Source organism: Citrobacter sp. XT1-2-2 (genome assembly GCF_023516235.1).
In the GTDB taxonomy this organism is placed as follows: Bacteria; Pseudomonadota; Gammaproteobacteria; order Enterobacterales; family Enterobacteriaceae; genus Citrobacter; species Citrobacter werkmanii.
In genome coordinates this window covers 606,475-629,000 of the sequence record NZ_CP097324.1, presented here as the reverse complement: position 1 = coordinate 629,000, position 22,526 = coordinate 606,475, and the positions used below count along the sequence as shown (strand labels likewise).

Here is a 22,526-nt window from a genome sequence, read left to right as displayed (position 1 = left end):
ACGAAGTATATTAAGCGTCAACTAAACCAGTAATTTGAGATACACGAGAAAGATCGATATTACCGCCAGAAATAATGCTGACTGTTTTTCTGTTCTGGATATAGCTATCTAATTTCCCGCTTAATAATGCTGCGCATGCCAGCGCACCGGCACCTTCAGTCACAACTTTATTTCGCTGAATTAATGCCACCATGCTGTTGCGAATTTCATCTTCGCTGACCAGGACAATGTCATCTACCAACTCACGAACGATTTCATACGTTAAAGTACCCGGGCGGGAGACGTCACAACCATCCGCCAGGGTGCCGGTCGTTCGGTGCGTGGTTATTTCTCCAGCGCGGAAAGAAGCCGCCATGCCATGAACGTTTTCAGACTGTACGCCAATAATTTTAATGGTCGGGTTAATCGATTTAATTGCCACTGCAATACCTGCAATTAGTCCGCCGCCGCCAATTGGCACAATCACGTTATCGACATCGTACAGATCTTCGAGAATTTCCAGACCAATAGTGCCCTGACCGGCAATGACTTTCGGGTCATCATATGGCGGAATAAAGATACGGCCTTCCGTTTCCACAATCTCGCTAACCTTCGCGATGGTGTCGTTGAAGTTGTCGCCGTGCAGCACAACTTCTGCGGAATAATCGCAGGTTGCCGCCACTTTAGACTTCGGCGCGCCTTTCGGCATCACCACTTTGCCGTCAATTCCGAGCATGGCGCAGGAGAGAGAAACCCCTTGCGCATGGTTCCCTGCAGAGCAAGCCACCACGCCTTTACATCTTTCAGCTTCGGTTAATGAACTGAGCTTGTTAAAAGCGCCACGGATTTTAAATGAACCGGTACGCTGCATGTTTTCAAACTTGAGGAAAATTTCCCCTTTGCAACGTTCACTAAAATAGTTAGAGCGAGGCATTCCCGTTTTATATATTTTCCCCGCCAGTCTTTTTTTCGCTTCGAGGATATCTTCAATTGCAACTGGGAGATCGTATGTAATGTGCATTAGAACCTCTTACCTGGGTATTAAAGTAAATAGATAGCCGTAACCATTGTCAGATATAGACAGATGGCGTTGAGTCCGTGTTAAAACAAATTCACTCTTTAATCAACTTCAACTAATTGCCTTCGTCTTCGACAATTATATGATGAATATTCCTTGGCTAATTCCACCAAAATAGATGCTGCTTTTTTAATTCGATAATTTTTCGACCACACGGCGGCATAACGCGCGACGGGTAACGTCTCTTTTACCGGGATAGTAATAAACTGGTTTGAGCCAAACGGTGTGGTCATGTCACAGGGAATTACTGTTAAGAAATCAGCATTGAGAACAAGATTATAAATGGTGACGACGGAGTCAGTATTAACGATGTTTTCACTGCTGATGCCATTATTTTGTAACGTAGTTAGAAGTTCGCGGTAGTATCCCATATTCGTTTGTGGCAACACCCACTGTTCGTTTTTCAACGCGCTCAGCGAGGTGATGCCGGTGCATGTTCGGGACTTGCTGGCGACCAGTATAAAGTCTGACTCAAAGAGCGGCTCAACATGGAGATCCTGTAGTTTCATCTCATCACTCAGCGTACCGATAGCGAAGTCGAGGCGCCCGTCACGAAGCGCGGGTAAGAACGAGGAGAGTTGCGCTTCGTACATGGAAACCTGCGCCTTCGGAAACACCTCTTTAAATTTTTTAATCATGCCGGACATGATGGTGAAGGCGATCAGTGAAGGAAAGCCAAACGACACATCAACCACTGCGTTACTCGTCATGCTGTTCATCTCATCAACCATGTTTTTCATTTCACGAGTAATGGATTCAGACCATGAGAGCATCACCTGACCTGCCTGAGTCAAGGTAACGCCGGTATTTTTACGCACCACTAACTCAATACCAAAATAAGCCTCAACATCATTAATGATTTTGCTGACCGCCGGTTGAGTTAAACCTAATTCTTTTGCAGCAGAACCGATAGAACCACTTCTAATGACTTCCTGAAAGACCACTAAGTGCTGTGTTTTAGGGAGAGAAATAGTATTCATATCGTCCTGCTCTAATAACTTTGTTGACGGCAGGAAGTTTACCAAATTAAGCAAACGAGGATATGTGCGACCACTCACAAATCCCCTTCCCTTACATTTTGTAAGATTATTATTAAATTGATAATTCCTTATTAATCATATGGATAGAAAATATCGATCTCACTTAACTCTGACTTTAATCAAAAAAAGATGGGGGGATAACGATTTTTTATGGCTATAACGACATCATTTTTGTTGTTATTTCTTCGAACCACGAAAGGCTATATTTCAATCAATTACAGAGTAATTATCGGTAAAAATGGCGCTTAAATTTAATAAGTAATTTATCAAATATAATTATATTTTATCGTTTATGGTGTTTAAATAACGCCATGCATCACATTTTTTTGCCTTGTTTGTTTGTAAAGAAACATTGCATTTATCAATATTTAAACCAATTAAAACAAATGATCACCATTAGCAACATTGCATTAACACTGATTTTGCGCATTTTGTCAGCAACTAATTTTGTGATGGCGATCGATTGCGCGTGATTATTCTCGGTAAAAACGTATCGCGTAGCGTTTTGTGTCGCACATCACAAAACAAGAATTATCCCGAGAGACATTTCCTCTTATAAAAGAAGTCAGGAATATTAATAAGAACGAAATAAAGATTAGATGAATGGGAAATAAACGCCAGATTCGTGGTAAACCAGGCGCAACGCCATAAGGCATGACCATCTGTCCTGAAAGCAAAAACCCCGCCGAAGCGGAGTTTTGTAAAGAGTGAAGCTGACCGATAAGCCGCGTTCTTTTGAGCATAGCGTCGTGGACAGTCATTCATTTAGCCTGCTCATACAGCAAAAACCCCGCCGAAGCGGGGTTTTATAAAGAGTGAAGCTGACCGATAAGCCGGGTTCTGTCGTGGACAGTCATTCATCTAGGCCAGCAATCGCTCACTGGCTCAAGCAGCCTACCCGGGTTCAGTACGGGCCGTACCTTGTGAACCCCTATTTGGCCTTGCTCCGGGTGGAGTTTACCGTGCCACGGACTGTTACCAGCCGCGCGGTGCGCTCTTACCGCACCCTTTCACCCTTACCTGATCCCACTTACGTGGGCCATCGGCGGTTTGCTCTCTGTTGCACTGGTCGTGGGTTTCCCCCCCAGGCGTTACCTGGCACCCTGCCCTATGGAGCCCGGACTTTCCTCCCCTCCGCCCGTCTCCCCCGAAGAGGACGACGACGAAGCGGCGACTGTCTGGTCAGCTTCGGCGCGCAGTATAGAGGGTTTGCGGGGCAATGTCACCCCGCACTGCGCATTCCTATCGCCAGCGTGGCGGCAATATTCCTTGAAGCACGATAAATATTATCAAATGCCTCACGGAACGCCTCTTCCAGTGTGCTGATACTGGTCAATACGCTAAACACCGCGTCGATACCATATTGATGCACCACCGCCACATCATGCGTCAGGCTGCCGCCAATACCAATCACTGGCTTGTGGTACTTCTTCGCGACATTCGCCACACCTACCGGCACTTTGCCGTGAATACTCTGGCTGTCGATCCTCCCCTCGCCAGTCACTACCAGCGTGCAATCGTGAATATGTTCTTCCAGATTAAGCGCCTGAGTCACAATCTCTATCCCACTGCGCAGATCCGCGCCTAAAAAAGCCATTAACGCTGCGCCCATCCCTCCAGCCGCACCGGCGCCGGGAACGTCCTTCACGTCGACCCGCAGCGATTTTTTAATGATGTCAGCATAGTGAGACAGATTACGGTCCAGTTCGAGAATACGTTCTTCTGTTGCCCCTTTCTGCGGGCCAAAGATACGTGAAGCGCCAGTGTCGCCGGTGAGTGGATTGGTCACATCACAGGCCACGCGAATTGAACAGGTTTTTAAGCGAGGATCCAGGCCCGAGATATCGATGGCGTTCAGGCTCATCAGGCTACCACCGCCGTAGCCAATGTCAGTCCCGTTGGCATCACAGAGTTTCGCCCCCAGCGCCTGCGCCATACCTGCGCCGCCGTCGTTGGTCGCGCTACCGCCAATGCCGATAATAATGCTTTGTGCGCCGCTGTTCAGCGCCTGCAAAATCAACTCCCCGGTACCGCGCGACGTAGTGACTAACGGATTGCGCTTTTCAGGAGAAACCAGCGCCAGACCACTGGCTGCCGCCATTTCGATAAACGCGGTTTTACCGTCCCCGGACATGCCCCAGCAGGCATTCACTTTTTCGCCCAGCGGCCCCGTCACCCACGCGGAATGTTCACTCCCTTGCGTGGCGGCAATCATGGCTTCGACCGTTCCTTCGCCGCCGTCGGCAACCGGAACAGACACATATTGCGCATCGGGGAAAATTTCCCGAAATCCTTTTTCTATTGCCTGAGCCACCTCGGTGGCAGAAAGGCTTTCTTTATAAGAGTCTGGGGCAATTACGATTTTCATAGTTATGTAGCCTGAAAGTGCCGCGCAAGGCAAGAAATACAGGGCGCGCATCCGCGCCCTTCTTGTTAGCGAGTGACTTCCACTTTCGCCAGTTTTTCGTAGTAGCAGGCGAGCGCGCTATGATCGGCGGTGCCCAACCCATCTGCGCGTAGCGCCTGCATCATCTCCATGACAGCAGCCGTCAGCGGCAACTGAGCGCCAACGCCATGCGAGGTATCCAGCGCATTGGCCAGATCTTTAATATGCAAGTCAATGCGGAAACCCGGTTTGAAGTTGCGGTCCATCACCATCGGCGCTTTCGCATCCAGTACGGTGCTGCCCGCCAGTCCGCCACGAATGGCCTGATACACCAGATCCGGATTCACGCCCGCTTTAGTCGCCAGCGTCAGTGCTTCAGACATCGCCGCAATGTTCAGCGCCACAATCACCTGATTAGCCAGCTTGGTCACGTTGCCTGCGCCAATCTCGCCGGTATGCACCACGGAACCCGCCATCGCTTTCAGCAGATCGTAGTACTTGTCGAAAATCGCTTTATCGCCACCGACCATCACCGACAACGTACCGTCAATCGCTTTTGGCTCGCCGCCGCTGACCGGCGCATCCAGCATATCCACACCTTTCGCTTTCAGCGCCTCGCTGATTTCACGGCTGGCTAACGGTGCGATGGAACTCATATCGATCAGAACCGTCCCCGGTTTCGCCCCTTCAATGATGCCGCCTTCGCCCAGCGCCACCTCTTTCACGTGCGGAGAGTTCGGCAGCATGGTGATGATCACATCACACTGCTCGGCAATGTCTTTCGCCGTGGCGGCGGTTTCTGCGCCTGCGGCAATCACGTCCGCAATGGATTCCGGGTTACGGTCAGCAACCACCAGCGAGTAACCTGCCTTGAGGAGGTTTTTACTCATTGGTTTACCCATGATACCGAGGCCAATAAAACCAACTTTCATTGTCATGTCTTTATCTCTCTCTACTGTCGATGGTGGTTATTTCTTAAAAGAATCAGCCAGTTTCTGCGTGGCTGAACGGAACACGCCAAGGTCGCTGCCGACGGCAACAAACGTCGCCCCCCACTCCAGATAACGCCGCGCATCCGCCTCTACCGGGGCCAGAATGCCGCTTGGTTTACCGTGGGCTTTCGCGCGGGCGAAAATGTGCTGGATAGCTTTCTGCACATCGGGATGGGACGCATTGCCGAGGTGGCCTAACGCCGCAGCCAGATCGCTGGGGCCGACGAAGATACCGTCAACGCCTTCGGTCGCCGCGATTGCATCAACGTTATCAACGCCCTGCTGACTTTCGATCTGCACGATGATGGTGATGTTCTTATTCGACTGCGCAAAATAGTCCGGCACGGTGCCAAACATATTGGCGCGGTGGGATACGGACACGCCGCGAATACCTTCCGGTGGATAGCGGGTTGACGCCACCGCGTTCACCGCCTCTTCTTCGGTCTCAACAAACGGGATCAGGAAGTTGTAAAACCCGATATCCAGCAGACGCTTAATGATCACCGGCTCGTTGGTCGGCACACGTACCACCGGCGCGCTGGCGCTACCTTTAAGCGCCATCAATTGCGGGATAAACGTCGAGATATCGTTCGGCGCATGTTCGCCGTCCAGCACCAGCCAGTCGAAACCCGCCAGACCTAAAACTTCAGTGCTGATTGGACTGGCTAATGCAGACCAGCAGCCAATCTGAATCTGCTGCGCCGCGAGGGCCACTTTAAACTTATTCGGGAAAATCGTGTTATTCATCGCCTATACCTTTGTTTATTTCTGCAATTCCATACGTTTAATGTCACCGACAATAAACAGGTAGCAAACCATTGCCATCAGCGCTGAGCACCCTACAAACATCAGCGCGGCATTAAATGAGTGCAACTCGCTCACCAGATACCCAATCACCAACGGAGTAACAATGGAGGCCACGTTGCCAAATACGTTAAATACGCCACCACACAGGCCGACAATCTCTTTCGGCGCGGTATCGGAAATCACCGGCCAGCCCAACGCCCCGAAGCCTTTGCCGAAGAACGCCAGCGCCATCAGCGCGACTACCAGAGCGGTGTTATCGGTGTAGTTACACAGAATAATGGTCGATGCGAGCAGCATGCCGAGCACAATCGGCAGCTTACGCGCCAGGGTGATGCTGGAGCCACGTTTAATCAGATAATCAGAGAACACCCCACCCAGCACGCCGCCAATGAATCCACATAGCGCCGGAATAGACGCCACCAGACCAACTTTGAGGATCGACATACCTTTTTCCTGTACCAGGTAAATCGGGAACCAGGTAAGGAAAAACCAGGTAATTGTGTTAATAAAATACTGTCCGAAGAACACGCCAAGCATCATACGGTTGGTCAGCAACTGCTTGATATAATGCAGTTTAGGACCACCTGACTTCACATCGCCCGGCTTCTTATGGTCCATATCTACGACCGCGCCGTTTTCAGAGATAAACTTCAGCTCTTCTTGCGACATACGCGGGTGATCGGTTGGGTTATGAATAAACTTTACCCATAACCCGGTGAGCACAAAACCAATCGCCCCCATCACGGTAAAGACGTGTTCCCAGCCCCAGGCGAAGGTCAGCCAGCCCAGCAGCGGCGAAAACAGCGCCAGGGAAAAATACTGTGCGGAGTTAAAAATCGCGGATGCCGTACCGCGCTCTTTGGTCGGGAACCAGGCCGCCACGATACGGGCGTTGGCCGGGAAGGAAGGTGCTTCTGAGAAGCCCAACATAAAGCGCATGATGAACATTGAAATACCTGCCCAGGCCAGCGGGAACATGTCCACAAAGCCCTGCAGGAAGGTAAACAGCGACCAGAAGAACAGGCTCCAGGTATAGACTTTCTTCGAGCCGAACTTATCGAGCAGCCAGCCGCCGGGGATTTGCATCAGCAGGTAAGCCCAACCGAAGGCGGAAAAAATATACCCCATTGAGATGGCGCTGAGGTGCAACTCTTTCGCCACTTCCGTGCCGGCAATTGACAGCGTCGCACGGTCCGCATAGTTAACGGCAGTTACAATAAAAATTATCAGTAATATTAAATAGCGGGTATGTGTACCTTTCTTTTTCTCGACAATTGTATCCAGAATCATTCTATTTACCTCGGGTACATAAAAATGTTTTTATTATTATTTGTTAGCTATCCCTGGTGATAAATTACCGATAATAAAAACACATAATAATTTATCAGACGTTATGAAACCGTGATTTAGTATAATCAGCAGAGCAACGTTAATCATTGTGCAGACGCTCACTAATTACGCGTTGTTAAAATAATATTTTGGGCATATGCACACACGCATGGGCGCTAATGCACACATTTACTGATTAATCCTCTTGGTGGTACGGTCCTGCTGAGTTTAAGTGATCATGATCACATTCTTAATTTTAAACTCCTGACATTCTTATTTCACGATACCGAATATTTATTACTGATAATTAGATTCAAAATATAAATATCCACACTATTATTACCACCTTGCTGGAGAATACTGGACAATGGCCGACATCGAAATCAGACAAGAATCGCCCTCGGCGTTTTATATTAAAGTTCACGCAACAGATAATGTGGCGATTATTGTCAATGACAATGGTCTGAAAGCCGGGACGCGTTTCCCGGATGGGCTGGAGCTGATTGAACATATTCCCCAGGGTCATAAAGTGGCGCTATGCGATATTCCTGTTCACGGCGAAATTGTGCGGTATGGCGAAGTGATAGGCTATGCCGTTCGCGATATCCCGCGCGGTAGCTGGATTGATGAATCCATGGTTGAGCTGCCCAAGGCCCCGCCGCTGGAGACGCTGCCGCTGGCGACCAAAGTACCGGAGCCGCTACCGCCTCTTGAGGGTTATACCTTCGAAGGCTATCGCAATGCAGACGGCAGCGTCGGCACCAAGAATCTGCTCGGCATCTCCACCAGCGTACACTGCGTAGCGGGCGTGGTGGATTATGTGGTGAAAATCATTGAGCGCGATCTGCTCCCCAAATACCCGAATGTCGATGGCGTGGTGGGGCTTAATCACCTGTACGGTTGCGGGGTGGCGATTAACGCTCCGGCCGCCATTGTGCCGATTCGTACCATCCATAATATTGCGCTGAACCCCAACTTTGGCGGTGAAGTGATGGTTATTGGCCTCGGCTGCGAAAAACTGCAACCAGAGCGACTGCTGGAAGGGACTCATGATGTAAAAAGTATCCCGGTCGACAGCGCCAGCATCGTCAGCCTGCAGGATGAAAAGCACGTCGGCTTTCAATCAATGGTTGCTGATATTTTGCACGTGGCAGAACGCCATCTGGCAAAGCTCAACCAACGCCAACGTGAAACCTGCCCGGCATCAGAACTGGTGGTCGGTATGCAGTGCGGCGGTAGCGATGCCTTTTCCGGCGTCACGGCCAACCCGGCGGTCGGTTATGCCTCCGACCTGTTAGTACGCTGCGGCGCGACCGTGATGTTCTCGGAAGTGACCGAAGTGCGCGATGCTATCCATCTTCTTACCCCGCGCGCGATTAACGAAGAAGTAGGTAAGCGCCTGCTCGAAGAGATGGCCTGGTACGATAACTACCTGGATATGGGCAAGACTGACCGCAGCGCCAACCCTTCACCGGGCAACAAGAAAGGCGGTCTGGCAAACGTGGTGGAAAAAGCGCTGGGCTCAATCGCCAAATCAGGCAAGAGCGCCATCGTCGAAGTATTGTCGCCGGGCCAGCGCCCAACCAAACGAGGACTGATTTACGCCGCGACCCCCGCCAGCGATTTCGTCTGCGGTACGCAGCAGGTTGCTTCCGGGATCACCGTGCAGGTATTCACCACCGGTCGCGGTACGCCGTACGGCCTGATGGCGGTGCCGGTGATAAAAATGGCGACGCGTACTGAGCTGGCCAATCGTTGGTTTGACCTGATGGACATCAACGCCGGTACCATCGCCACCGGAGAAGAAACCATTGAAGACGTGGGTCTGAAATTGTTCGAGTTTATTCTCGAGGTCGCCAGCGGGCGTAAGAAAACCTTCTCGGATCAGTGGGGACTGCATAATCAACTGGCGGTGTTTAACCCGGCGCCAGTGACCTGATTGCTGAAAGTGAAATTCGATTACAGGTCGGGGAGTTCGAAAACTTTCCGACCTTTTTGTCAAATACTCACCAGAACAACCTCAATCCCATGCTTACGTAATCCTTCCAGACTCTCCTCTGGAATATTTTCATCAACAATAATCATATCGATCCGCTGGGTATCAATGATCTTATGCAGACTGGAGCGATTAAACTTCGTCGAGTCGGTAACAACGATGATGCGCTCCGCGACTTCACTCATCCGGCGATTGAGACGCGCTTCATCCTCATTGTGTGTGCTAACACCACGCTCTAAGTCGATAGCATCAACGCCAAGAAACAGCATGTCGAAGTGATAATTTTGTAGCGATTGCTCAGCCTGATCGCCATAAAAGGATTGCGACTGACGACGCAAGTGACCGCCGGTCATCAGCAGCTCAACCCCTTCGGCTTCCAGTAACGCATTAGCGACATTCATACCATTGGTCATTGCAATCACATTGGTATGCTGGCGCATCAGGCGGGCAATTTCATACGTCGTGGTGCCGGAATCAAGGATCACGCGGTGCCCCGGTTTAATCAACTCTGCGGCGGCTCTGGCAATACTGCGTTTTACCGCTGTATTGAGCGAACTTTTGTCTTCAACAGAAGGCTCAACACCAGGCGTAGTGCTATCGCAAATCAGCGCCCCACCATAGGCGCGTACCGCAATCCCCTGTTTTTCCAGAAAAGCGAGGTCGTTACGAATCGTGACCGTGGAGACGCCATAAAATAAGGAAAGATCGTTAACCTGAACGCTTCCCTGCTGCCGTAACCGCTGGATGATCTGCTCGCGCCTTTCGCTGGTGCCGATAACGCGCTTGTCTGCAGAAGACTCGGTGTTACTCATAAGAAATCCTTTAGTTGTCTCTTTCGTTTTATTTCGTTTTGTCTATTAACGCCTTTCTTTTACGCGAATGCAAGCCCCACAAGCAGGGAAGAGTCGAACGGATTCACGCTGAAACCTTTCATTGCGTTTCTTTTGTGAAACAGATCGGAAAACTATTATCTTTCGTTTTATTTTTAAATCACCATGATGCAGTATTAAATGAAACAAAACGAAAGATTGATGTCGCAGTTATCTGACCTGGAGAGGAAAGTGAAACATCTAACTAAAATGGTCGAGCAACATAAACGGGGGAAGGCAAACGGGATTTATGCCGTTTGTTCCGCGCATCCAATCGTACTGGAAGCCGCAATACGCTACGCCCATGCCAATCATACACCGCTATTGATCGAAGCAACTTCTAATCAGGTTGACCAGTTTGGCGGCTATACGGGTATGACACCAGCCGATTTTCGCAGTTTTGTCTGCGGTTTAGCCGACTCGCTTAATTTTTCTCAGGATATGCTGATTCTCGGTGGAGACCACCTTGGACCAAACCGTTGGCAAAATCTGCCAGCAGAACAAGCAATGGCCAACGCTGACGATCTGATCAAGAGTTATGTCGCCGCTGGCTTTAAAAAGATCCACCTTGATTGCAGCATGTCTTGTGCTAACGACCCGGTTCCACTAACGGATGAAATCGTCGCTGAGCGCGCCGCGCGCCTGGCAAAAGTTGCCGAAGAAACCTGTATTGCGCATTTTGGTGAATCTGACCTGGTCTATGTAATTGGCACAGAAGTCCCGGTTCCTGGCGGCGCTCACGAAGCATTAACCGAACTGGCGGTAACAACGCCGGATGCGGCACGCGCAACGCTGCAGGCCCACTATCACGCCTTTGAAAAGCGCGGACTGGAAGGTATCTGGCCGCGTATCATCGCCCTGGTGGTGCAACCCGGCGTCGAATTCGACCACACCCACATCATTGATTACCAACCGCAGAAAGCCGTGTCACTCAGCAAAATGGTGGAAGACTACGACACGCTGATTTTTGAAGCGCATTCTACCGATTACCAAACGCCTCAGTCCTTGCGCCAGTTGGTTAAAGATCATTTCGCGATCCTGAAAGTCGGCCCGGCGCTGACCTTTGCCCTGCGCGAAGCGTTATTTTCATTAGCCGCTATTGAAGAGGAATTGCTGCCCGCAAAAGCCAGCTCAGGCCTGCGACATGTCCTGGAAAGCGTGATGCTTGATCGACCAGAGTACTGGCAGAGCCACTATCACGGCGATGGAAACGCGCGCCGTTTGGCCCGCGGATATAGCTACTCAGATCGGGTTCGTTACTACTGGCCGGACAGCCAGATTGATGAGGCATTCGAACGTCTGGTACGTAACCTGGCCGACGAACCGATCCCGTTACCGCTGATTAGCCAGTATCTACCCTTGCAGTACGTAAAAGTGCGCGAGGGAGATCTCAGCGCGACTCCGCGAGAACTCATCATTAACCATATTCAGGACATACTGCAGCAATATCACTGCGCCAGCCTGGGTGATTCATCCCATAACGCATAACAAGAAAGAGAAAAATACCATGCCAAACATTGTATTAAGTCGCATTGACGAACGTTTAATTCACGGTCAGGTCGGTGTGCAATGGGTCGGATTTGCGGGGGCAAATCTGGTGCTGGTCGCCAATGATGAGGTGGCTGAAGATCCGGTGCAGCAAAACCTGATGGAAATGGTTCTGGCGGAAGGGATTGCCGTGCGCTTCTGGTCACTACAAAAAGTAATCGACAATATTCACCGTGCCGCCGATCGCCAGAAAATTTTGCTGGTCTGCAAATCGCCTGCGGATTTCTACCGTCTGGTCGAAGGCGGTGTTCCTGTTAATCGTATCAACGTTGGCAACATGCACTATGCCAACGGCAAGCAGCAAATCGCCAAAACGGTTTCTGTAGACGCTGCCGATATAGCGGCGTTCAACGGGTTGAAAGCCGCTGGGGTGGAATGCTTCGTTCAGGGCGTTCCCACAGAACCCGCCCAGGACCTCTATAAACTTCTCTGAGGGATTCACAATGGAAATCAGTCTGTTGCAGGCTTTTGCGTTGGGTATTCTCGCCTTTATTGCAGGCCTGGATATGTTCAACGGGTTAACGCACATGCACCGCCCGGTTGTTCTCGGGCCGCTGGTCGGCCTGATTCTGGGCGATCTGCATACCGGTATTTTAACCGGGGGTACGCTGGAACTGGTGTGGATGGGTCTGGCTCCGCTGGCGGGAGCACAGCCGCCAAACGTCATCATCGGTACCATCGTGGGGACGACTTTCGCCATCACCACTGGCGTAAAACCGGAAGTCGCTGTCGGTGTCGCTGTACCGTTCGCGGTAGCGGTACAAATGGGTATTACCTTCCTCTTCTCCGTGATGTCCGGGGTGATGGCGCGCTGCGATCGCATGGCGGCGAATGCCGATACAGACGGAATTGAGCGGGTCAACTATCTGGCGTTATTGGCGCTGGGGACGTTCTACTTCTTATGCGCTTTCCTGCCGATTTACTTTGGCGCGGAACATGCCAAAACAGCTATAGATGTTCTGCCGACCCGCCTAATTGACGGCCTCGGCGTGGCAGGCGGCATCATGCCAGCTATCGGTTTCGCCGTACTGCTGAAAATCATGATGAAAAACGTCTACATCCCTTACTTCATCCTGGGTTTTGTCGCCGCCGCCTGGCTCAAACTCCCTGTGCTGGCTATCGCCGCCGCAGCACTGGCCATGGCGCTGATCGATTTTCTGCGTAAATCACCTGAACCTACAGCTCCCGCAGCACAAAAAGAGGAATTCGAAGATGGCATCTAATCAAACGACTCTGCCGAACGTTTCCGAAACCGAAGAAACGCTGCTGTCCGGCACGAATGAAAACGTCTACGAAGACCAGAATATCGGTGCCGAGCTGACGAAAAAAGATATCAACCGTGTTGCCTGGCGTTCCATGTTGTTACAGGCCTCTTTCAACTATGAACGTATGCAGGCATCAGGATGGTTGTACGGCCTGTTACCTGCACTGAAAAAGATCCATACCAACAAGCGAGATCTGGCGCGTTCAATGAAAGGCCATATGGGCTTCTTCAACACGCACCCGTTCCTGGTCACGTTTGTTATCGGGATTATCCTGGCAATGGAACGCTCCAAGCAGGATGTGAACAGTATTCAAAGTACCAAGATTGCCGTCGGTGCGCCGCTTGGCGGTATCGGTGATGCCATGTTCTGGTTAACGTTATTGCCTATTTGCGGCGGTATCGGGGCAAGCCTGGCGCTACAAGGCTCTATTCTTGGCGCTGTTGTCTTTATTGTGATGTTTAACGTGGTTCATCTTGGTCTGCGCTTTGGGCTGGCACACTATGCTTATCGAATGGGCGTTGCAGCTATCCCACTGATTAAAGCTAACACCAAAAAGGTTGGACATGCGGCATCTATCGTTGGGATGACGGTGATTGGCGCGCTGGTAGCGACCTATGTTCGCCTGAGCACCACGCTGGAAATTACTGCTGGCGATGCGGTTGTGAAACTACAAACAGACGTTATAGACAAGCTGATGCCTGCATTTTTGCCGCTGGTCTACACATTGACCATGTTCTGGCTGGTTCGTCGTGGCTGGAGTCCTCTGCGTCTTATCGCCATTACCGTGGTGCTCGGCATCGTGGGTAAGTTCTGTCACTTCCTGTAAATGTAAGGGGTTGTAGATGTTAGGTATTATTTTGACGGGTCATGGCGGGTTTGCCAGCGGAATGGAAAAAGCGATGAAACAGATTTTAGGTGAACAGACTCAGTTCATCGCCATCGACTTTCCGGAAACCTCAACCACAGCCTTACTCACCTCGCAACTTGAACAGGCAGTGAGTGAACTGGATGCTCAGCAAGACATCGTGTTTCTGACTGACTTGTTGGGCGGAACACCATTTCGCGTCGCTTCCACACTGGCCATGCAAAGGCAAGGTACTGAAGTGATCACCGGCACCAATCTGCAACTGCTGCTGGAAATGGTACTGGAACGCGACGGCCTGAGCAGCGAAGCGTTTCGTTTGCAGGCGCTGGAATGCGGACATCGGGGGTTGACCAGCCTGGTGGACGAGCTGGGACGCTGTCGCGAGGAAAAACCCGTCGAGGAAGGGATATGATACAGGTGCTACGCGCCAAGCGTCTGCTCACGGAACAAGGCTGGCTGGACGATCATCAGGTGCGTATTGAGGATGGCACCATTAGAGCCATTGAGCCTATCGTCTCAGGCGTGATGGTGCGCGATGCTGAGCTGTTGTGCCCTGCATATATCGATACCCATGTGCATGGAGGCGCAGGTGTCGATGTCATGGATGATGCGCCGGATACGCTCGACAAGCTGGCAATGCACAAAGCGCGCGAAGGGGTAGCCAGTTGGCTACCCACCACCGTCACCGCCCCATTACCAGATATTCACCGCGCATTGAAACGTATTGCCCACCGCTACTATTCCGGCGGGCCTGGCGCGCAGGTGCTGGGGAGTTATCTTGAAGGTCCGTACTTTACGCCACAGAACAAAGGGGCGCATCCGCCTGAGCTCTTCAGGGAACTGGAGCTCAGGGAACTGGATGAACTGATTGCGATTTCCCAACAAACATTGCGCGTCGTTGCGCTGGCGCCAGAAAAAACCGGCGCATTGCAGGCTATCAAACATCTGAAGCAGCGCAACGTACGGGTGATGCTGGGCCACAGCGCAGCCACCTGGGAGCAAACCCGCGCCGCCTTTGATGTCGGGGCTGATGGGCTGGTTCACTGCTATAACGGTATGACCGGTTTACACCACCGGGAGCCCGGAATGGTTGGCGCAGGGTTAACCGACTCTCGCGCCTGGCTGGAGCTTATCGCTGACGGACACCATGTCCACCCGGCAGCCATGAAGCTATGCTGCTGTTGCGCAAAAGACAGACTGGTGCTGATCACCGATGCGATGCAGGCAGCTGGTATGCCGGACGGGCGCTATACGCTCTGCGGTGAGGAAGTGGAAATGCGCAGCGGTATAGTGCGTACCGCTTCCGGTGGCCTGGCGGGCAGCACGCTCTCGGTTGATGCAGCCGTACGTAATATGGTCGAGTTCACCGGGATTACCTCTGAAGAGGCGATCCACATGGCTTCGCTCCATCCTGCTCGCCTGTTGGGAATCGATCGCCAACGCGGATCGTTAGCGGTGGGTAAATATGCCGACATTATCGCCCTCAATAGCGGCCTGCATTTGCAGCAGATCTGGATTCAGGGTCAGGCTCTTCCCCTTTAGACCTTTCATTTTGTCTCGTATTGGCCTGCGGTCTTTGATCGCCGGCCTTTCTTTTCCTTTCGCTTATAAAATTTTGATCCGCACTATCTGCAAGCGATTCTTTAAAGATCAACAAGATAATTACAGCCTTCGTTCTCATGATCACAAATTTCGTTTTATTTCATTTTGCATCATTGAACTTTCACTTTCTTTCATATAGATTTTAATCAATCGATCATATGAACAAGTGAAACGAAACGAAAGATAGCGACATTTTGCCAGCGTCTTATGTGGAATTTACGAGACTAAGGACTTAAGTTATGCCAGAAACCTACACCCCTGCTCACGCGTCGACGGGCACCTGGACAGAAGAAGAGATCCGTCAGCAACCCGCTAGTTGGATCCGCTCTCTCGCTAATATCGATAATATTCGATCCGCCATTGATAGCTTTCTCGCGCCATTGTTGCGCAAAAACGATCTGCGGATCGTACTGACCGGGGCGGGTACTTCCGCATTTATCGGCGACATTATTGCTCCGTGGCTGGCAAGCCAAACCGGAAAAAACATCAGCGCCGTGCCGACCACCGATCTGGTCACCAATCCGATGGATTATCTGAATCCCGCACATCCGTTGCTGCTGGTTTCTTTCGCTCGCTCAGGTAACAGCCCCGAAAGCGTTGCGGCTGTGGAACTGGCTAATCAGTTTGTACCTGAGTGCTATCACCTGCCAATTACCTGTAACGAAGCAGGTAGCCTGTATCAAAACGCCCTCGCAAGCGACAATGCCTTTGCACTGTTAATGCCTGCTGAAACGCACGACCGTGGCTTCGCCATGACCAGCAGTATTACCACCATGATGGCCAGTTGCCTGGCGGTATTCGCCCCGCAAAAAATCAACAGCCAGACCTTCCGCGACGTAGCCGATCGTTGCCAGACGATCCTGACTTCACTGGGTGATTTCAGCGACGGCGTATTCGGCAACGCCCCATGGAAACGGATCGTCTACCTCGGTAGCGGTGGGCTACAGGGAGCCGCGCGTGAATCGGCACTGAAAGTCCTGGAACTGACAGCGGGTAAACTGGCGGCATTCTATGATTCGCCGACCGGTTTTCGTCATGGGCCAAAATCGCTGGTTGATAACGAAACGCTGGTAGTGGTCTTTGTTTCCAGCCACCCCTATACACGCCAATACGATCTTGATCTGTTAGCTGAGTTACGCCGCGATCGGCAGGCGCTGCGGGTAGTCGCGATTGCCGCACAAACCGATGACGTGATTGAAGCCGGCCCGCATATCCTGCTGCCGCCTGCCCGCACCTTCATTGATATGGAACTGGCGTTCTGCTTCCTGATGTATGCGCAGGTCTTCGCCCTGACACAGTCAATCAGTATCGGTAATACGCCAGATACGCCTTCTGCCAGCGGTACCGTGAACCGCGTCGTACAGGGCGTTGTTATTCATCCCTGGAACGCCTAAAAGGATCGTTTTATGAGCATTATTTCTACAAAATACCTCCTGCAGGATGCGCAAAAAAAAGGCTATGCCGTACCGGCCTTTAACATCCATAACGCCGAAACGATCCAGGCGATCCTGGAAGTGTGCTATGAAATGCAATCGCCGGTGATCCTTGCCGGAACGCCGGGTACGTTTAAACATATCGCGCTGGAAGAGATTTATGCGCTGTGCAGCGCTTATTCCACCAGCTACGGCATGCCGCTGGCGCTGCACCTCGACCACCATGAATCGCTGGACGATATCCGCCGTAAGGTGAATGCCGGGGTGCGCAGCGCCATGATTGATGGCAGCCACTTCCCGTTTGAAGAAAACGTCAAGCTGGTGAAATCCGTTGTGGACTTTTGCCATGCTAAAGATTGCAGCGTGGAAGCTGAGCTGGGCCGCCTCGGCGGCGTTGAAGATGATATGAGCGTGGATGCCGAAAGCGCCTTCCTGACCGACCCGCAGGAAGCGAAACGGTTTGTCGAACGTACCGGCGTCGACAGCCTGGCTGTTGCCATCGGCACGGCACACGGTTTGTACACTAAAACGCCCAAAATCGATTTCCAGCGTTTAGGGGAAATTCGTGAAGTGGTGGATATTCCGCTGGTGCTGCATGGCGCAAGCGATGTGCCTGACGACTACGTCCGCCGCACAATCGAACTGGGAATATGCAAAGTTAACGTGGCCACCGAACTGAAAATCGCCTTTGCCGACGCGGTCAAAGCATGGTTTGCAGAAAATCCGCAGGGCAACGATCCCCGCTATTACATGCGGGTCGGTATGGATGCGATGAAAGAAGTGGTGCGGAGTAAAATTAATGTCTGTGGTTCAGCAAACAAATTGATGGCTACCTGCGAATTATCGTGACCATCATTATATTCTGCGCGAGTGCTATCTGCGTGTTGTCAGGTAGCGCTCATTGTTCGAATAATTAGTGTACACGCCATCATGACATGTTAAAAACGGCTGCTCATCGTGTGATTCGCGGCATACGCCAGGGTAGAAGGACATCCTGAATGCTTAAGAGATCTTGCTACTGATAGCAGCTAAAGCGAAGCACAATGCTTTAGCTGCAACGCTTTCAGATACCGCTCTACGGTGCGAGCTGAGATTTCACACTCTTCAGCGATACTTTTGGCAGATCTGCCCGGCTGGTTCGACAAGATTTGTAGAATACGTTTTCCTTCCATCAGCGCGGTGACTTGCTCCGTAGTCAATGAATTATGCTCAATCGCTAAAGAGGCCTGAATGGTGCGAATACGATTCTCTTTGCGCAAAAGAGGAGATGCCCTACCAGCCATCGCGGCCCAATGCCCCATCAACTCACCAATTTCAATGACTTGATTAAGGATCAATGGAGTGACGACGAAAGGTGGTTGGTAGGTGCTCACTCTTACTCCCCCTGCTGGTCCAGCGCGTACTTATACAGCGCATTCTTTTTCACGCCGTGAATTTCCGCTGCCAGCGCCGCCGCTTTCTTCAGCGGCAGCTCTTTTTGTAACAACGCCAGCGTACGCAGCGCATCAGCCGGGAGGTCATCTTCCTGCGCTTTATGCCCTTCGACAATCAGCACCATTTCGCCCTTACGACGGTTTTCATCTTCCTTGACCCACGCCAGTAGTTCGCCGACCGGCGCGCCGTGTATGGTTTCCCAGGTTTTGGTCAGTTCGCGCGCCAGCACCACATAACGGGATTCTCCCCAGACGGCGACCATATCTTCCAGACTATCCAGTAAACGGTGAGTGGATTCATAAAAAATAAGCGTACGCGGTTCTGCCTCAATGGCTTTCATCGCATCGCGGCGACCTTTCGATTTGGCAGGCAGAAAACCCTCATAGCAAAAGCGGTCAGACGGCAGACCGGCAGCGCTCAGGGCAGCAATCGCCGCGCAAGGGCCTGGCAGCGGCACCACGCGGATACCTGCTTCGCGACAGGTGCGCACCAGATGGTAGCCCGGATCGTTAATCAGTGGCGTTCCGGCATCAGAAACCAGCGCGATGTTTTGCCCTTCTTTGAGCTTTGCCACCAGCGTCTCGGCTTTTTGTTGCTCATTGTGATCGTGTAAGGCAAACAAACGGGCGTTAATCGCGAAGTGTTGTAACAATAATCCTGTATGACGGGTGTCTTCAGCGGCAATTAAATCAACGGCTTGTAAAACTTCGAGCGCTCGTTGGGTAATATCAGCCAAATTTCCGATAGGAGTAGGTACAATAAAGAGTTGGCCTTGAGAATTATCCGCCGATTCGTGTTGTTTCATTGTGTCGTCCGTATTGCCGATTTAATATTGAGCATTGCGTAAAAAAATATCACTGGATACAGTATGGTACCCTCAACATTTTCTCGTTTGAAAGCCGCGCGCGCGCTACCAGTCATTCTGGCAGCATTGATTTTCGCAGGCTGTGGCACCCAGGCGCCAGACCAGAGTGCAGCCCATATGCAGGGCACTGCGCAGGCTGATTCCGGCTTTTATCTGCAACAGATGCAGCAAAGCTCAGATGATAGCAAGACCAACTGGCAATTACTCGCCATTCGTGCACTGCTGAAAGAAGGTAAGAGCCAGCAGGCTATCGAATTGTTCAACCAGTTACCGCAGAAGCTAAACGATGCCCAGCGTCGTGAGCAGTCACTGCTGGCCGTCGAGATCAAGCTCGCGCAGAAAGATGTCGCGGGAGCCCAGGCCCTGCTGGATAAACTTACGCCCGCCGATTTCGACCAAAACCAGCAGGCGCGTTACTGGCAGGCGCAAATCGACGCCAATCAGGGTCGCCCGTCGCTGTCGCTGCTGCGCGCCCTGATCGCCCAGGAACCACTGCTTGCCGCGAACGCTAAACAGAAAAACATCGATGCAACCTGGCAGGCGCTGTCGTCCATGACCCAGGAGCAAGCGCAGACGCTGGTCATCAATGCGGATGAAAACGTACTGCAAGGCTGGCTGGACCTCCAGCGCGTCTGGTTCGATAACCGTAACGACCCGGACATGATGAAAGCCGGTATTGCCGACTGGCAAAAACGTTACCCGCAAAACCCGGGAGCAAAACTGCTGCCAACGCAGTTGGTTAACGTGCAGAGCTTTAAGCCAGCTTCCACCAGCAAGATTGCCCTGCTGCTGCCGCTGAACGGTCAGGCCGCTGTATTTGGTCGTACTATTCAGCAAGGCTTTGAAGCCGCGAAAAACATGGGCACTCAGCCGGTAGCCGCTCCTGTTACCGCCGCGCCTGCTGCGGATGCCTCTGCTGTGACGACCACGGATCAGCCGCAAACGACTGACGGTGTTGCCAGCCCTTCTCAGGCGTCAGTAAGCGATCTGACCAACGAGACGCCTGCGCAGCCAGAAGCTACAGCCCCACAGCCAACGGCGCCAGCACAACCAACTATCGCCAGCGCGCCGGCAAATCCGTCCGCTGAGTTGAAAATCTACGACACCTCATCGCAGCCGCTGAACCAGATCCTGGCCCAGGTTCAGCAGGATGGCGCCAGCATCGTGGTAGGCCCGCTGTTGAAGAATAATGTTGAAGAGCTGATGAAAAGCAATACGCCATTAAACGTCCTGGCGCTTAACCAGCCTGAGTCCGTACAGAATCTGGCGAATGTTTGTTACTTTGCCCTGTCGCCAGAAGATGAAGCGCGCGATGCCGCACGCCACATCCGCGATCAAGGCAAACAGACGCCGCTGCTGTTGATCCCACGCAGTTCGTTAGGCGATCGCGTGGCTAATGCTTTTGCGCAGGAATGGCAAAAACTGGGCGGCGGCGTAGTGCTGCAGCAGAAGTTCGGCTCCACGGCTGAGCTGAAAATGGGTGTCAACGGCGGCGCTGGTATTTCCCTGACGGGCAGCCCGGTAGCCTCTTCTGTACCTGCGCAGCCTGGCGTGACGATTGGCGGTCTGACGATTCCGGCAGCGCCCACCGATGCGCAAATCACCGGGGGCAGTGGCCGTGTTGACGCCGTGTATATTCTGGCGACGCCGGAAGAAATCGCCTTTATTAAACCGATGATCGCCATGCGTAACGGCAGCCAGAGCGGAGCAACGCTGTATGCCAGCTCCCGTAGCGCGCAGGGAACCGCTGGCCCGGACTTCCGTCTGGAAATGGAAGGCTTGCAGTACAGCGAAATCCCAATGCTGGCAGGCGCTAACATGCCTCTCATGCAGCAGGCGCTTGGCGCGGTGCGTAACGACTACTCGCTGGCGCGTATGTACGCGATGGGTGTCGATGCCTGGTCGCTTGCCAACCACTTCTCGCAAATGCGTCAGGTGCAGGGCTTCGAAATTAACGGCAACACTGGCGCATTAACCGCAAATCAGGATTGTGTGATTAACAGGAAGTTATCATGGCTCAAATACCAGCAAGGACAGGTCGTCCCCGCCAGTTAACGAGTAAACAGACCGGTGACGCGTGGGAAGCTGTTGCGCGTGACTGGCTGCACAGCAAGGGACTGCATTTCATCGCCGCCAACGTGCGTGAACGTGGCGGCGAAATCGACCTGATAATGCGTGAAGGCAACACCACCGTATTTGTTGAAGTTCGCTACCGGCGTTCAGCCCAGTTTGGCGGCGCGGCGGCGAGTGTGACCCGGAGCAAACAACACAAATTATTACAGACCGCCCGCTTGTGGCTTGCGCGCCACAATGGGAGTTTTGATACTGTGGATTGCCGGTTCGATGTGTTAGCCTTCACCGGAAATGATGTTGAGTGGTTTAAAGACGCGTTCAACGACCGCTCATAGTTGAAGATTCAGAGCCTGGTTCTTAAGGATTAGCGTGTTAGATAGAATTAAAGTCTGCTTTACAGAAAGCATTCAAACTCAGATAGCTGCGGCTGAAGCGCTCCCGGATGCGATCTCCCGTGCAGCCATGACGCTGGTTCAGTCCCTGCTCAATGGCAACAAAATTCTCTGTTGTGGTAATGGGACGTCCGCTGCCAACGCACAGCATTTTGCTGCCAGCATGATCAATCGTTTTGAAACGGAACGGCCAAGTTTACCTGCTATTGCACTAAATACTGATAATGTGGTCTTAACTGCGATTGCCAACGATCGCCTGCACGACGAAGTTTATGCAAAACAAGTCCGTGCGCTGGGACATGCAGGTGATGTTCTGCTGGCAATCTCTACGCGTGGTAATAGCCGCGATATCGTGAAAGCCGTTGAAGCCGCCGTGACCCGCGACATGACAATCGTCGCGCTGACCGGGTATGACGGAGGGGAGCTGGCCGGGTTGCTGGGGCCGCAGGATGTTGAAATCCGCATTCCCTCACACCACAGCGCCCGCGTTCAGGAAATGCATATGCTGACGGTCAACTGCCTTTGCGATCTCATCGATAACACGCTTTTTCCTCACCAGGATGATTAAGGAGT

At 52.0% G+C, this 22,526-nt stretch carries 21 protein-coding genes, 1 other RNA gene and 1 pseudogene; 12 read left to right on the top strand and 11 right to left on the bottom strand.

Features of this window, described 5'->3' with window-relative positions:
- Positions 1-10 precede the first annotated feature (10 nt).
- The 7 genes from tdcB to garP form a co-directional block, all read right to left on the bottom strand.
- A complete protein-coding gene (gene tdcB / locus M4I31_RS03080; protein WP_042311192.1) occupies positions 11-1,000 on the bottom strand; it encodes a bifunctional threonine ammonia-lyase/L-serine ammonia-lyase TdcB in 990 nt (329 codons plus the stop codon).
- A gap of 98 nt (positions 1,001-1,098) precedes the next feature.
- Positions 1,099-2,037 carry a transcriptional regulator TdcA gene (gene tdcA, locus M4I31_RS03075; protein ID WP_085048672.1) on the bottom strand — a complete coding sequence of 313 codons (939 nt, stop codon included), beginning with the start codon at positions 2,035-2,037 and terminating at the stop codon, positions 1,099-1,101.
- A gap of 873 nt (positions 2,038-2,910) precedes the next feature.
- Positions 2,911-3,287: RNase P RNA component class A (gene rnpB, locus M4I31_RS03070), an RNA gene on the bottom strand.
- Between the two features lie 32 nt (positions 3,288-3,319).
- A complete protein-coding gene (gene garK, locus M4I31_RS03065; RefSeq protein WP_085048671.1) occupies positions 3,320-4,465 on the bottom strand; it encodes a glycerate 2-kinase in 1,146 nt (381 codons plus the stop codon).
- A gap of 65 nt (positions 4,466-4,530) precedes the next feature.
- Positions 4,531-5,421 carry a 2-hydroxy-3-oxopropionate reductase gene (garR, locus tag M4I31_RS03060; protein WP_038634119.1) on the bottom strand — a complete coding sequence of 297 codons (891 nt, stop codon included), beginning with the start codon at positions 5,419-5,421 and terminating at the stop codon, positions 4,531-4,533.
- 30 nt (positions 5,422-5,451) lie between these two features.
- Positions 5,452-6,222: a 2-dehydro-3-deoxyglucarate aldolase gene (gene garL, locus M4I31_RS03055; RefSeq protein ID WP_085048670.1), complete on the bottom strand. Its 771-nt coding sequence runs from the start codon at positions 6,220-6,222 to the stop codon at positions 5,452-5,454.
- Between the two features lie 15 nt (positions 6,223-6,237).
- Positions 6,238-7,572 (bottom strand): galactarate/glucarate/glycerate transporter GarP, encoded by a 1,335-nt coding sequence (gene garP / locus M4I31_RS03050; RefSeq protein ID WP_038634125.1) that lies wholly within the window; start codon positions 7,570-7,572, stop codon positions 6,238-6,240.
- A 406-nt stretch (positions 7,573-7,978) separates the two neighbouring features.
- On the opposite strand from garP, the gene garD reads away from it, so the two are divergent.
- Positions 7,979-9,550, top strand: a complete 1,572-nt coding sequence (gene garD / locus M4I31_RS03045) for a galactarate dehydratase (RefSeq protein WP_085048669.1) — start codon at positions 7,979-7,981, stop codon at positions 9,548-9,550.
- A 59-nt stretch (positions 9,551-9,609) separates the two neighbouring features.
- Here garD and M4I31_RS03040 read toward each other — a convergent pair whose 3' ends face one another.
- Positions 9,610-10,419, bottom strand: a complete 810-nt coding sequence (locus tag M4I31_RS03040) for a DeoR family transcriptional regulator (protein ID WP_038634132.1) — start codon at positions 10,417-10,419, stop codon at positions 9,610-9,612.
- 219 nt (positions 10,420-10,638) lie between these two features.
- Here M4I31_RS03040 and kbaZ point away from each other — a divergent pair, with 219 nt between their 5' ends.
- The 8 genes from kbaZ to kbaY all read left to right on the top strand — a co-directional run bounded on the left by kbaZ (position 10,639) and on the right by kbaY (position 18,038).
- On the top strand, positions 10,639-11,964 hold the full coding sequence (kbaZ, locus tag M4I31_RS03035) for a tagatose-bisphosphate aldolase subunit KbaZ (protein ID WP_071888042.1): 1,326 nt from the start codon (positions 10,639-10,641) through the stop codon (positions 11,962-11,964).
- Between the two features lie 19 nt (positions 11,965-11,983).
- Entirely contained in the window at positions 11,984-12,457 is a 474-nt protein-coding gene (agaV, locus tag M4I31_RS03030; protein WP_038634137.1) for a PTS N-acetylgalactosamine transporter subunit IIB, read from the top strand.
- Between the two features lie 10 nt (positions 12,458-12,467).
- The gene (agaW, locus tag M4I31_RS03025) at positions 12,468-13,247 is read left to right on the top strand and encodes a PTS N-acetylgalactosamine transporter subunit IIC (RefSeq protein ID WP_038634140.1); all 780 of its coding nucleotides are present in this window, start codon (positions 12,468-12,470) and stop codon (positions 13,245-13,247) included.
- Positions 13,237-14,115, top strand: coding sequence for a PTS N-acetylgalactosamine transporter subunit IID (gene agaE, locus M4I31_RS03020; protein WP_085048667.1), 879 nt, complete (start codon positions 13,237-13,239; stop codon positions 14,113-14,115). The genes agaW and agaE overlap by 11 nt, the downstream gene beginning before the upstream one ends.
- A gap of 16 nt (positions 14,116-14,131) precedes the next feature.
- Positions 14,132-14,566 (top strand): PTS galactosamine/N-acetylgalactosamine transporter subunit IIA, encoded by a 435-nt coding sequence (gene agaF / locus M4I31_RS03015; RefSeq protein WP_038634146.1) that lies wholly within the window; start codon positions 14,132-14,134, stop codon positions 14,564-14,566.
- Entirely contained in the window at positions 14,563-15,696 is a 1,134-nt protein-coding gene (nagA, locus tag M4I31_RS03010; protein WP_085048666.1) for an N-acetylglucosamine-6-phosphate deacetylase, read from the top strand. Before agaF ends, nagA begins: the two co-directional genes overlap by 4 nt.
- 299 nt (positions 15,697-15,995) lie before the next feature.
- Positions 15,996-17,150 (top strand): AgaS family sugar isomerase, encoded by a 1,155-nt coding sequence (locus M4I31_RS03005; RefSeq protein WP_085048665.1) that lies wholly within the window; start codon positions 15,996-15,998, stop codon positions 17,148-17,150.
- Positions 17,151-17,162: 12 nt separating this feature from the next.
- Positions 17,163-18,038, top strand: coding sequence for a tagatose-bisphosphate aldolase subunit KbaY (kbaY, locus tag M4I31_RS03000; RefSeq protein ID WP_069324381.1), 876 nt, complete (start codon positions 17,163-17,165; stop codon positions 18,036-18,038).
- A gap of 179 nt (positions 18,039-18,217) precedes the next feature.
- Here the strand turns inward: kbaY and M4I31_RS24050 are convergent, their stop codons facing one another.
- The 3 genes and pseudogenes from M4I31_RS24050 to rsmI form a co-directional block, all read right to left on the bottom strand.
- Positions 18,218-18,361 carry an HTH domain-containing protein gene (locus M4I31_RS24050; RefSeq protein WP_233593225.1) on the bottom strand — a complete coding sequence of 48 codons (144 nt, stop codon included), beginning with the start codon at positions 18,359-18,361 and terminating at the stop codon, positions 18,218-18,220.
- Positions 18,341-18,562 (bottom strand): annotated as a pseudogene (locus tag M4I31_RS24045) (Fic family protein); the annotation flags it as partial. The pseudogene M4I31_RS24045 and the gene M4I31_RS24050, both read right to left, overlap by 21 nt.
- Before the next feature lie 2 nt (positions 18,563-18,564).
- Positions 18,565-19,428, bottom strand: a complete 864-nt coding sequence (rsmI, locus tag M4I31_RS02985; RefSeq protein WP_038634156.1) for a 16S rRNA (cytidine(1402)-2'-O)-methyltransferase — start codon at positions 19,426-19,428, stop codon at positions 18,565-18,567.
- 63 nt (positions 19,429-19,491) lie between these two features.
- Here rsmI and M4I31_RS02980 point away from each other — a divergent pair, with 63 nt between their 5' ends.
- Genes M4I31_RS02980 through diaA form a run of 3 tightly spaced genes read left to right on the top strand, consistent with a single transcriptional unit; the run spans position 19,492 to position 22,521 of the window.
- Positions 19,492-21,543: a penicillin-binding protein activator gene (locus M4I31_RS02980; protein ID WP_085048664.1), complete on the top strand. Its 2,052-nt coding sequence runs from the start codon at positions 19,492-19,494 to the stop codon at positions 21,541-21,543.
- On the top strand, positions 21,501-21,896 hold the full coding sequence (locus tag M4I31_RS02975; RefSeq protein ID WP_038634160.1) for a YraN family protein: 396 nt from the start codon (positions 21,501-21,503) through the stop codon (positions 21,894-21,896). The genes M4I31_RS02980 and M4I31_RS02975 overlap by 43 nt, the downstream gene beginning before the upstream one ends.
- A gap of 34 nt (positions 21,897-21,930) precedes the next feature.
- Positions 21,931-22,521, top strand: a complete 591-nt coding sequence (gene diaA, locus M4I31_RS02970) for a DnaA initiator-associating protein DiaA (protein WP_003024948.1) — start codon at positions 21,931-21,933, stop codon at positions 22,519-22,521.
- Positions 22,522-22,526: the final 5 nt, after the last annotated feature.